Here is a 12,058-nt window from a genome sequence, read left to right on the forward strand (position 1 = left end):
TTCGGCCAGGGTGACCAGGAGGCCGGGCAGAACGCGAAGACGAACATGACGGCGGCGCGGTTCGACGCGGCGCGGTTCGGCGCGCGCTGAGCGGAGCTCGACGACCGGAGTCGGTCGGCTCGTTCGTGCAGGACATTCAGGATTTCAACGGGGAGTGTGATCAGTCATGGCCGGTGGCGGGGGTACGGACCGTCGTTCGTACGACCACGGTGCTTCGACCGAGGCGCAGCGCAACATCCAGGGCGTGATCGGCCAGCTGGAGCAGGTGATGGCCGCGCGTGACGCGCAGGTGAAGGCCGTCATGGGCGACTTCCAGGCGGACGGCGTGTCGGAGGAGTACCACGCCAAGGAGATGCGCTGGAAGAACGCCTCGCAGGAGGTGCGCAACATCATCGCGCTGCTGCGCAAGACGCTGGAGCAGAACGACGGCACTGCGCAGCAGACCGTCGCGCGGGCCAAGACCGCCGTCGACAACATCGGCTGACGCGAGCCGATCCACTAGGCACGGACAACGGGGGAGCTCGACATGGCGGGTGCGGGTGACTGGGATATCCAGCCGCAGGGCGTCCAGGGCCAGTTGAAGATCGTCGGCGACAACGCCGGCCATCTGTCGACGGCGCTGAACGACCTGGTCACGAACATGCAGGCGGCGGCACAGGCCGCCGGCACGGCGGTGCCGGGTTCGGCGGCGATGGTCAACATCCAGGGCCCGGTGCCGGTCGGCGCCGCCCCGTTGTCGCACAAGGCGATGGGCCCCGTCGCGGCGGCCCTCTCGCAGTACCTGGAAGGCCGGCAGGCCGAGTTGAAGTCGATGTCGGAGCGCATCGAGGCCTGCCTGACCGGCACGGTCAAGGCCGTCAACGAGTACATCGCCGGTGACCTGACCGCCGCGAAGAACGCCCAGGACGCGGCGAAGTCCGTGAACCTCCAGGCGCTCGGCATCCAGCCGGAGGACAAGACCAAGTGAGCGACGAAAACCCGGTGAATCCGGCCGAGGTGCCGGTTTTCACGGGCGATCTGCCGACCCTGGACGAGAAGGTGAAGGCGATCTCGACGGGCGGGGCGGCGATCGCCTCGGCCGCCGGGGAGGTGCACACCAGCTTCGGGGGGCTGAGCGCGTTCTACAAGGCGCCCGAGGCCGACCAGCTGTTCGCGACGACGAAGCCGGTGTCCGACCTGGGGCTGAAGCTGAGCCAGGACATCTGCACGATCAGCGGCGCCCTGGGGCAGTACTCGAGGGACGCCAAGCCGATCGCGGACCGGCTCACGACCCTCCATGACCAGGCCGTGACGTTCAAGGCGATGGCCGACAAGGACCACGACTGGCGCCAGGACCAGGACCTGGTCGACGAGAACAACAAGCGGCGCAACGACATCGCGGACGCCTGGACGCAGTTCCAGGGCATCGAGCGGGACGCCTACGCCAAGATCGTCGCCCTGGTCGGCGGCAAGCCGCTGCGCGTCAACGACGGCTCCAAAGCCGACGACATGTACGGCTACAACGCCAAGGACCTCAAGGACTCCAAGGACCTGCCCTGGGGCAGCGCCGTCGACCGGGACATTCCCTGGTACGACCTGCCGGACCAGATCATCGAGTTCGGCAAGGGCGTCATCGTCGACGGCATCTGGGGCACCATCAAGGGCCTGGGCACCCTGGTGGGCTTCGGCGGCTGGGAGGCCTTCAAGCAGTCCTGGACCGGACTCGCCAAGCTCGCCACCGGTCTGGCCATCAGCGCCATGCCCATCGTCGGCCCGATGTTCCTCGCCGTCCCGGACAAGAACCTCCCCTCCTGGCTGCGCGAGTCGCGCACCGCGATGAAGGAGACCGGCAAGGCGCTCCTGGCGTGGGACCAGTGGGGCTCCAACCCGTCCCGCGCGGCCGGCGCCGTCACGTTCAACGTGCTGACGACCGTGTTCACCGGCGGCGAGGGCGCCGCGGCCGAGGGCGCGGGCAAGGCGGGCGCGCTCTCCAAGACGCTGTCCGTGGCCGGCAAGGTCGGCAAGGCCATCGACCCGATGACGTACGTCTTCAAGGGCGCGGGCTTCGGTATCTCGAAGGTCAGCGACGTCGTCAAGGGCCTCAAGGGCATCACCGACTTCAAGATGCCCAGCATCAACCTCGACAAGGCGGTCTCCCTCCCGGAAGGAGCCATCAAGCTCCCCGACGGCTCGTTCAAACTCCCGCCCGGCACCGCGATACCCGAGGGCGCGATCAAGGGCGCGAACGACACCATCAAGCTGCCCGCGGGCACCAAGGAACTCCCGCCCGGCACCGTCAAGTTCGAGCACGGCGGCAAGGTCGAGTACGTGGACCCGCACGGCAACGTGTACGACCACGACGGCAACATCCACCCCGGCGAGCAGGCCCCGAAGGAGACCGTTCCCGGCGACCACAACGGCGACCACCCCGGTAGCACCTCCGACCACCCGGTCAAGCCGAACGGCCCCGACCCGCTCAGCACCCCGGCCAAGGCCAAGGTCCCCGAGATGGCGGGCGTCGGCGGCCGCGACGGCATCAAGCTCGGCTCGGACCTCTCCGACCCGTTCAAGGTGCCGGACCACGTGCCGGACCACTTCCCGGATCGCGTGCCGGACCACGTTCCCGAGCACATACCGGACCACGTGCCCGACCACACCCCCGGCGGCCACGCCCCGGAGGGCCCCAACGCGAGCCACGAGCCCCCGGGCGGCCACAACGACGGCCCGGGCGGGCACAACGACGGCCCGGGCCACGACGGCACCGGCGGGCACGACGGCACCGGCGACCACACGGGCGGCCACGACGGCGGCTCCGGCACGGGCGGCCACGACGGCGGCTCGGGCGACCACACCGGCGGCGGCCACGACGGCGGCTCGGGTCCCGGCACGGGCGGACACCCCTCCTCGGATGAGCCGTTGGGCAACCGCCCCGACGGTTCGTGGGAGGGCGAGAAGGGCCTCAAGCTCAACCCCGAGGCCAACGCCGCCGCCGACAAGTTCATGCACGACTCCGCCGCCCACGAGCCCCGGGTCACCGAGGCCGTCCAGCAGGTCGCGGGCAAGGTCGACAACGGCAAGCTCATCGGCCTGGAGTACCGCCTCAAGGGCGAGGACTCCCTCAAGCGCAAGCTCGCCACCGACATGGGCTCCAACGCGCTGCTCAAGCCCGAGGACGTCCTCGCCGAGATCAAGGACTCCGTCCGCTACACCATCGAAGTCCCCGCCCACGACTACGCCCACGGCGTTCAGCAGGCCGTCGAGGACCTCCAGAAGCGCGGCTTCGAGAACATCACCTTCAAGAACACCTGGGGCTCCGCCGGCTACAAGGGCATCAACTCGACCTGGCGCGACGCCGTCACCGGCCAGAAGTTCGAGCTGCAGTTCCACACGCCCGACAGCTTCACCGCCAAGATGGACGGCCACGTCCTCTATGAGAAGGAACGCCTCCCCGGCCTCACCCCCCACGAGCTCGATGCCATCAAGGCCGAACAGGCCGACCTCTTCGGCAAGGTCCACGTCCCCGAGGGCGCCGCCGACATCAAGCTCCCCACCCACGACCCGATCCACGAGATTCCGACCACCCCCCACGAGCCCCACGGCACGGGCCACAGCCCCGGCACCGACCACCCCAGGCCCGACGGAGGCCACACCCCGGGCGGATCGGACCACCCCACCGGCGGGCACGACGGCCCAACTGGCGGCGACCACGGCAATGGTGGGGAGCACACCCCCGGCGAGCACACCGGCGGTGATCACCCGACCGCCGACGGCCACGACGGGACGCCCTCGCACGGCCACGACACGCCCGGGGACCCCCTTGCCAACCACGGACCGGACGGCAACCAGAACTGGGGGACGCACAACGGTCAGCCGGTCACCTATGCTCAGGAGCCCGACATCGCTGGCGTGCGGGCCTATGAGCGAATCCGCGCGGCAACCGATGACGTGCCGAAAATCGCGAAGAACACCGGCTTCGACCAGTCCGTCATCCAGACGGCCAAGGACAACCTGTTCCTGACCACGCACGATGTCGAAGCTGGCGCCTACAAGACCGTGCGCAACGCCTACTTCACACCCGACGAACATATCGCTGATCTGTGGACGAAGGCGGAAAACGGCAAGCTCACAACAGTGGAAGCCGAGCAATTCCGCGGGCTCCTGGCCCACGAGTATGTAGAGAACAAACTCATGGTGGAAGCCCGAATGCCGTTTGCGTCGGACCACCCGGCCTACTGGGATCCGGAGCGGATGACCTTGGACCCCGAGCATTTCGGTGCGCACGACGTCGCGCCACTGGGGTTCCACCGGGGGCCGATCGACGTGACTGGCTCACTCAAGCTCTGGCCGAAGCTCGGACTCACTCCCCCTGACGTCCCGATCGCCAAGGACCTCTCTAACCTGGATGTAGTGGTAGAAGCAGCGAGAAAGGGACTGGGTCTGTGACGCAGAGCAACCTGGCACGGTCGACGCTTGAGCGTCTCACTGCTGTCGACTGGGGGGACGAGGATACGGCCTTCGCTCATGCAGTTTCGCGTTCGCGCCTGTTCCGCGAGTACCTCCGCCGATCGGCGCTCTGGGCCCAGGTCTACCAGGCCACCCGGGACTGGCCAATCGTCGATCTCGCCGCGTACATCGACCGCACCGTCCAGGTCGACGCGGAGCTCGCCGACCAGCTCGACCAACTCATGGACGCCGAAGTGGGCAACGTACGGGTAAAGGCCCTGTGCCGCGCCGCATTGCGCTGGGCGACTCTGCTGGACAGCTCGACAGTACGGCTTCCCAAGCTGGACGACCCTTTCGAGCCGCTGCTCGTGATGTTCGAGCGGGGCGGCTGGTGCGGTCTGGTCATCGAGAACAGGGTCGCCGACTTCTCGATCGTGCGTGTCCCCCTCGGGAAGTGGCAGGACCACCTGCACACGGAACCGGTCATCTCGCTCGAACAGTCCGTGCTCGACGCCATCGATGCTCAGGCTGCGGCCTTGGACAAAGCGCAAGCTGCGGCCTTGGATACCCCGGTCACGTACTACGCGATGTTCAGCGGAAAATTCACGCGGGAGAACCCCCACGGGGTCATGCGCCGCCGCGTTGTCGACGGCATCGACGTCGACGAGGCCTTCACTCGCGATCTCCGCTGGGAACCGACCGAATATCTCCGCCTGTACTACCTCGGCCACAACGACATCGACCACGCCGAAATCACCAGGGCCGAGGTCGACGCCTTCATCGAACGTGTCAAGCAGATGCTCGGCACCCCACCCCAGGAGAGCTGACCTCCAGGACTCATGGACGCCCGATGGCCCGACCACCATTCCGGCGGTCGGGCCATCGGATTCGTACGCTCACACCGGAGGTGGCACCGTGATCGCCAGTACGCCGGTCGCCCGTTGGACCTGGGGCGACTACATCGAGGGCGAGGACCAGATCCTCCGCTGCCTCACCGATCTCCTGGCCGCGAAGGCCGTCCTGGCCGCTCACCGGCTGGTGGTCGGCGAGCCCCGGATCCGTCTCACGGTCTCGGAGTCCGGCAAGCCGCGCGAGACGCTGTACGAGGGCGAGCTCCCCGCGAACGGCACCGCCGAGGAATTGGCGGCCGAGGTCCGCGCCGCCATGCGCCCCGGCCCCATCGGCTCCGCCGGCACCACGATCGTCACGACCGGCATGGTGCTCGGCCCAGAAGGAGAGGTCCGCACGGAGGGCCTGTTCCTGCTGTCGACGTCCACGTACACGGACTTCGCCGCCGTGGCGCTGATGACGTACTCCGACGCCTGGATGCCCTTCGACCTCAGGGGCCGACCCCAGCCCGCCGTGCACGAGGCGAACGCACCCCGGCTCGCGGCCGCCCTAGCCGAGCTCACCGATGCCCTGGGCTCCGAGATGGACCCGGAGGACCCGACCTACTTCGGCACACCGACAGCAACAGGCGTCAACCCGCATTTCGACCGGGCCGGGGTCCCGTCCGACACGTGGTCTCGCTTCGAACTGCTCCGCCGGTACGGGTCCTTCACCCACGCACCCGGCTTCGGGCACAGCGACTACCGCCGTACGGTGGACGGTGACGTGCGGTACGTCCCGATCGCCGACGATCACGGCACCCTCGGCTACCTCTGGGCCTCCGACGCCGAGGACGGCGCGAGCTTCGAACCCGTCGACGTCGACGACGAGGAGCGCTACCGGGCTGCCCACGCCTGGCTGGGCCGCCTGCGTTCTGCCCACCACCGCAAGCTGTCCCCTACGCAGGCCCTCACCGAACTGACCGGCCGCTCACCGGAGAACACCGAAGGCCCGGTCGCCCTGGCGACACTGCGCAGGCTCGCCGCGTGGTCCTCGAAGAGCCTGCCCGTGGACCAGGAAGCCGCGGCCCGACTCAGCGCCTGGGTGACGGCAGTCGGCCGCGAGCCGCTGAGGGCCACCGGCCTCGACCTTCGTGGCGCCGACCTCTCCGATGGAGACCTCGAGGACGCACGGCTCGCGCAGGCCGTGCTCGCCGGCGTCTCCCTGGCCGGCGCGGGGCTCTGGAACGCCCGCCTGGAGAAGTCCGACCTGACCGGCGCGAACCTCACCGGCGCCGTCCTGGTCGGGGCCACCCTGGACCTGGCCACCCTGCGGTCCGCCTGCCTGGACCGCGCCAGCCTGACCTCGGCCTCCCTGATCGACGTCGACGCCACCGCCACGTCCTTCCGCCGCGCCGACCTCACCAACACCACGCTCCTCCAAGTCGACCTGCGCGGCGCCGACCTCACCGACGCGGTCGTGGCGAACACCTCGTTCACCGTCCACGTCGACGACCACACCGTGCTCCGTGGCCTGTCCGGCACGCTCTTCGGCCCCGTGACCGTCGTCACCGGAGACTCTGAGCAGGAACTCGACGGCGTCGCCCTCCAACGCTGGCTCACCGACCAGGGCGCCGACGTCGAAGTCCTCAGCGGCTTCCTCTACTACGCGCTGTTCAACGAAACGTGCTCGCGAGAAGACCCCTTTGGGCTCGTTCGCCAGAGCACCGCCGACGGCATCGACGTCGACGAGGCCTTCACCCGCAACCTCCGCTGGGAGCCGACCGAATACCTCCGCCGGTACTACCTCGGCCACAACGACACCGACCACGCCGAGATCACCCGGGCCGAAGCCGAGGCCTTCATCGCACGCGTCAAGCAGACCCTGGGAGAGCGCGATCGAGCCCGTTCGATGCTCGACCGTCTCACCGCTGTCGACTGGCGGGACGAGGACGCCGCCTACGCCCACGCCGCTTCGCGCTCACGCCTGTTCCGCGAGTACCTCCGCCGCTCGGCCCTCTGGGCGCAGGCGTACCAGCCCGGCCAGGACTGGCCCTTCGTCGATCTCGCCGCGCACGTCGACCCCACCGTCCAGGTCGACGCGGAACTCGCCGAACAGCTCGATGCGTTCCTCGAAGCCAACGTCGGATTCGTCAAGGCGAAGGCCCTGTGCCGGGCCGCCTTGCGCTGGGCCGCCCTGCTCGACGGCTCGACGGTCCACCTACCCGAGCTGGCCGACCCTTTCGAGCCGCTGCTCCGGATGTTCGAGCGGGGCGGCTGGTGCGGTCTGGTCATCGAGAACCGGGTCGCCGACTTCTTCACGCTGCGCGTCCCGTTCGGCAGATGGCAGGACCACCTCGGCAGCGATCTCCGGGTCGAATGAGCCGGATGGCCCGACCGCCGTTCCGGCGGTCGGGCCATCCGGCCTTCTGCGGTTCGAGGCCTACGTCGGGAATTCCCCGCACCAATTGCGGCCGATGAGGGCCTTGGGCAGGTACTCGGACTCGACCTCGATCGGGAAGCCCGCGTCGTGGGCGAAGCAGGCCATCGCGAGCGGGGCGATCGCGACGGCGCCGGCGAGTTGGGTCTCCCGGCTCTCGTCGCTCCAGTACCGCTTGTGCCATTCGACGGCGTTGGTGAGCGCCCGGCCGAAGCCTTCGCGGTCGTCGCGCAGGATGCGGTGGAGCATTTCCATCGGCGGGTAGATCAAGTGCTGGACGGGCACCGGGTCGGTGACGGTCTCCGGGGCCGTCGCGTTGATCGCCGCGACCAGCTTGTCGCCGAGGCCGGCGCCGGCCTGCCAGTAGGTCTGGAGCGTGTCGATCCAGAGGTAGTAGTACTCCGGGAAGGCCGAACCGTTCTCCCGCAGCAGGGACATCGGCACGTTGCACAGCGCCGTGAGCCTGTCCCGCTCCCGGCACGCAGCCGCCAGGTAGAAGGCGGTGAGCCAGGTGCCGGGGTTCACGTGCCGATAGGCACCGGTCGCCGGGAACGTGCGGTCCTTGTGCGCGATGCGGCACACCACGTGGTCCTCGGTGGTGGTCGCGGTGGCGAACACGGCGGAGCCGACCTGCATGGCGGTCACCCAGGCGTCCCAGGTGGGGAAGATCGATGCCTGGGGGTCCAGAAGACTTCGGCCGCCGGCGATCCGGAGCGCGGTGCCCAGGACGTCGCCCAGCAGGGCGCCGTTCGTCTCGGCCTTCTCCAGCCTCCGCTCGACGTCCTCCTGGAGCATGGCGAGGCCCGCTTCCGCGTTCCCCGTGACGGGAAAGGGGTGGCGGCTGATGATCGAGGCCAACGCGATCTCCTTCTCCTTCGGCCTACTTGAACAGCTTGAAGTATTTGAGGTCGGCGCCAGCATACTTAGCGGTGCCGGCAGTATCGCGAGCCTGGACGAGGACGTACTGCAAGGTCTTGTTCTCGATGGCGTCCTTGATCTTCTGGGCGTACTCCCCGTCCTTGAGCGATCCCATGGCGGCGCGCTCTTCCATGTCGGCCACGATCGTGTGGACGTACTCGATGGTCCCCTGCTGCACCTTCGTGGGCACCTGGAAGTAATCGCCGTTGCTGTGGCGCCAGAGCAACTGACCGTTGGGGGCCTTCGCCTCGACGATCAGCAGGTTCCCGTCCTTGTCCATCCAGAGCTGGTCGAACCTCTTCGAGCCGTTGGGCGTGTCGGGGAGGTCCGTCATCTCCTCGAATCCCTTCTGCTTGAACTCGTCCAGCTGAAGCATGTGCTGGCGTGCGGCTTCCTCGCCGAGGGTCTCGGAGACACCGCTGTTGGGGGCGATGCCGTCGTCGACCGTGGCGTAGAAGTGCTCCTCGGCCTTGGCCACGGCTGCCGCGTTCTCCGGGCTCGCGTCGTGCTCGAAAGCGTCCTTGGCCTTCTCCAGGTCCATCCACGCCTCGCGGCCGCTCGCGACCTTGTCGAGACCGTCGAGCTTGCCCGCCGGAACGGTGTCGAGCCCTCCCGGGATGGGTTCGTGGGGCGTTTCGAGGTGGTACTCCCTCGGGTTCGCGTGCAGCATGTCGTCGGCGGCGATCCAGCCGTCCGAGGTCTCCTTGAGGATCGGCAGCATCTGGCCGTCGACCAGCTCGGTGGCGCTGTTCCGGGCGCCGTGGAAGTACTTGTCGTAGTGCTCCGCGCGCCAGGCCGGGTTCTCGTTGGCCAACCGGACGTGCTCGCGGGTGACGGCGGCCTTCTCCTCCGGGGTCCGGTCGTCGTACGGCTTCTCGCGGGCGGCCTCGTACTCGGCGCGCTGCGCGGCGCGCTCCGCGTCGGTGGTGCCGGGGTGGGTGCCGTCGTGGCCACCGGTGCCGTCGTGGCCACCCGTCGAGCCGCCGTCGTGCCCGCCCGTACCGTCATGACCGCCCGTGCCATCGTGGCCACCCGTCGAGCCGCCGTCGTGCCCGCCCGTACCGTCGTGACCACCCGCGCCGTCGTGCCCACCCGTCGAGCCGCCGTCGTGGCCACCCGTACCGTCGTGACCGCCCGTGCCGTCGTGGCCACCCGTCGAGCCGCCGTCGTGCCCGCCCGGCGTCGGGGTGTCGTGCCCACCCGTGCCCGGGTGACCGTCGTGGCCGCCGCCCGACGGGTTGAGGTCGTTGCGGGGGCCCTCGGGGGCGTGGCCGCCGGGGCCGTAGTCCGGGGCGTGGCCGCCGGGGGTGAGGTCATGGCCGCCACCCGGGACGTGCTCCGTGGCGCCCGCCGGCACGTGCTCCGGGACGTGGTCGGGCACGTGCAGCGGCGCGGACACGTCCGAGCTCAGCTTCACGACCCCGTCGCGCCCGCCGACCCCCACCAGCTCGGGGACCTTGACCTGCGCCGGGACGGGGCTGTGGGGCTTGACCGGGTCGTGGTTCGCGCCGGTGTGGTCGCCGCCGTCCTTGGGGGCTTCGTCGCCGTGCTGGCGGAGGTTGCCGGCCTCGTCGTAGACGTTGCCGTGCGGGTCCATGAACTCGACCTTGCCGCCGTGCTCCAACTTGACGGTGCCGGCCGGGAATTCGATGGTCTTCGCGGGCAGCTTGATCCCGCCGTCGGCGGTCCTGATCGCGCCTTCGGGGATCGCGGTGCCGGGCGGGAGTTTGAAGGAGCCGTCGGGGAGCTTGATGGCTCCTTCGGGGAGGGAGACGGCCTTGTCGAGGTTGATGCTGGGCATCTTGAAGTCGGTGATGCCCTTGAGGCCCTTGACGACGTCGCTGACCTTCGAGATACCGAAGCCCGCGCCCTTGAAGACGTACGTCATCGGGTCGATGACCTTGCCGACCTTGCCGGCCACGGACAGCGTCTTGGAGAGCGCGCCCGCCTTGCCCGCGCCCTCGGCCGCGGCGCCCTCGCCGCCGGTGAACACGGTCGTCAGCACGTTGAACGTGACGGCGCCGGCCGCGCGCGACGGGTTGGAGCCCCACTGGTCCCACGCCAGCAGCGCCTTGCCGGTCTCCTTCATCGCGGTGCGCGACTCGCGCAGCCACGAGGGCAGGTTCTTGTCGGGGACGGCGAGGAACATCGGGCCGACGATGGGCATGGCGGTGATGGCCAGACCGGTGGCGAGCTTGGCGAGTCCGGTCCAGGACTGCTTGAAGGCCTCCCAGCCGCCGAAGCCCACCAGGGTGCCCAGGCCCTTGATGGTGCCCCAGATGCCGTCGACGATGACGCCCTTGCCGAACTCGATCACCTGGTCCGGCAGGTCCCACCACGGGATGTCCCGGTCCACGGCGCTGCCCCAGGGCAGGTCCTTGGAGTCCTTGAGGTCCTTGGCGTTGTAGCCGTACATGTCGTCGGCTTTGGAGCCGTCGTTGACGCGCAGCGGCTTGCCGCCGACCAGGGCGACGATCTTGGCGTAGGCGTCCCGCTCGACGCCCTGGAACTGCGTCCAGGCGTCCGCGATGTCGTTGCGCCGGTTGTTGTTCTCGTCGACCTTGTCCTGGTCCTGGCGCCAGTCGTGGTTGCCGTCGGCCATCGCCTTGAACGTGACGGCCTGGTCATGGAGGGTCTTGAGCCGGTCCGCGATCGGCTTGGCGTCCTTGGAGTACTGCCCCAGGGCGCCGCTGATCGTGCAGATGTCCTGGCTCAGCTTCAGCCCGAGATCGGACACCGGCTTCGTCGTCGCGAACAGCTGCTCGGCCTCGGGCGCCTTGTAGAACGCGCTCAGCCCCCCGAAGCTGGTGTGCACGTCCCCGGCGGCCGAGGCGATCGCCGCCCCGCCCGTCGAGATCGCCTTCACCTTCTCGTCCAGGGTCGCCAGATCGCCCGTGAAGACCGGTACTTCCCCCGGGTTCACCGGGTTTTCGTCGCTCACGTCCTACCCCCGTGCCGAGCGTGTGTCAGCCGATGTTGTCGACGGCGGTCTTGGCCCGCGCGACGGTCTGCTGTGCGGTGCCGTCGTTCTGCTCCAGCGTCTTGCGCAGCAGCGCGATGATGTTGCGCACCTCCTGCGAGGCGTTCTTCCAGCGCATTTCCTTGGCGTGGTACTCCTCCGACACGCCGTCCGCCTGGAAGTCGCCCATGACGGCCTTCACCTGCGCGTCACGCGCGGTCATCACCTGCTCCAGCTGGCCGATCACGCCCTGGATGTTGCGCTGCGCCTCGGTCGAAGCACCGTGGTCGTAGGAACGACGGTCCGAACCCCCGCCACCGGCCATGACAGATCACACTCCCCGTTGAAAACCCGAAAGTCCTGCAGACAAAGAACACATGAGAACCGGCGAACCGGTTCCGCTCAGCGCGCGCCGAACCGCGCCGCGTCGAACCGCGCCGCCGTCATGTTCGTCTTCGCGTTCTGCCCGGCCTCCTGGTCACCCTGGCCGAA

8 protein-coding genes are annotated in these 12,058 nt (G+C 69.0%); 5 read left to right on the top strand and 3 right to left on the bottom strand.

Going from position 1 to position 12,058, the window contains the following annotated elements; all coding sequences use genetic code 11:
- Positions 1-166 precede the first annotated feature (166 nt).
- The 5 genes from AB0O00_RS18660 to AB0O00_RS18680 all read left to right on the top strand — a co-directional run bounded on the left by AB0O00_RS18660 (position 167) and on the right by AB0O00_RS18680 (position 7,632).
- On the top strand, positions 167-484 hold the full coding sequence (locus AB0O00_RS18660; RefSeq protein WP_363653077.1) for a pore-forming ESAT-6 family protein: 318 nt from the start codon (positions 167-169) through the stop codon (positions 482-484).
- A 42-nt stretch (positions 485-526) separates the two neighbouring features.
- Positions 527-967 carry a DUF6507 family protein gene (locus AB0O00_RS18665; RefSeq protein WP_363653079.1) on the top strand — a complete coding sequence of 147 codons (441 nt, stop codon included), beginning with the start codon at positions 527-529 and terminating at the stop codon, positions 965-967.
- On the top strand, positions 964-4,422 hold the full coding sequence (locus AB0O00_RS18670; RefSeq protein WP_363653081.1) for a hypothetical protein: 3,459 nt from the start codon (positions 964-966) through the stop codon (positions 4,420-4,422). Before AB0O00_RS18665 ends, AB0O00_RS18670 begins: the two co-directional genes overlap by 4 nt.
- On the top strand, positions 4,419-5,249 hold the full coding sequence (locus AB0O00_RS18675; RefSeq protein WP_363653083.1) for a hypothetical protein: 831 nt from the start codon (positions 4,419-4,421) through the stop codon (positions 5,247-5,249). Before AB0O00_RS18670 ends, AB0O00_RS18675 begins: the two co-directional genes overlap by 4 nt.
- 88 nt (positions 5,250-5,337) lie before the next feature.
- Positions 5,338-7,632, top strand: coding sequence for a pentapeptide repeat-containing protein (locus AB0O00_RS18680; protein ID WP_363653085.1), 2,295 nt, complete (start codon positions 5,338-5,340; stop codon positions 7,630-7,632).
- Between the two features lie 60 nt (positions 7,633-7,692).
- Here the strand turns inward: AB0O00_RS18680 and AB0O00_RS18685 are convergent, their stop codons facing one another.
- The 3 genes from AB0O00_RS18685 to AB0O00_RS18695 are packed head-to-tail and all read right to left on the bottom strand — an operon-like array spanning position 7,693 to position 11,891.
- On the bottom strand, positions 7,693-8,547 hold the full coding sequence (locus tag AB0O00_RS18685; protein WP_363653087.1) for an immunity 49 family protein: 855 nt from the start codon (positions 8,545-8,547) through the stop codon (positions 7,693-7,695).
- A gap of 22 nt (positions 8,548-8,569) precedes the next feature.
- Positions 8,570-11,548: a hypothetical protein gene (locus AB0O00_RS18690; RefSeq protein WP_363653089.1), complete on the bottom strand. Its 2,979-nt coding sequence runs from the start codon at positions 11,546-11,548 to the stop codon at positions 8,570-8,572.
- A gap of 25 nt (positions 11,549-11,573) precedes the next feature.
- Complete coding sequence (locus AB0O00_RS18695) at positions 11,574-11,891, bottom strand: pore-forming ESAT-6 family protein (protein WP_363653091.1); 318 nt, start codon at positions 11,889-11,891, stop codon at positions 11,574-11,576.
- Between the last annotated feature and the right edge of the window lie 167 nt (positions 11,892-12,058).

Source organism: Kitasatospora sp. NPDC093558 (genome assembly GCF_040683475.1).
In the GTDB taxonomy this organism is placed as follows: Bacteria; Actinomycetota; Actinomycetes; order Streptomycetales; family Streptomycetaceae; genus Kitasatospora.

Coding starts and splice junctions, on each gene's coding strand:
- AB0O00_RS18660 (WP_363653077.1), top strand. CDS start 167: ATGGCCGGTGGCGGGGGTACGGACCGTCGTTCGTACGACCACGGTGCT.
- AB0O00_RS18665 (WP_363653079.1), top strand. CDS start 527: ATGGCGGGTGCGGGTGACTGGGATATCCAGCCGCAGGGCGTCCAGGGC.
- AB0O00_RS18695 (WP_363653091.1), bottom strand. CDS start 11,891: ATGGCCGGTGGCGGGGGTTCGGACCGTCGTTCCTACGACCACGGTGCT.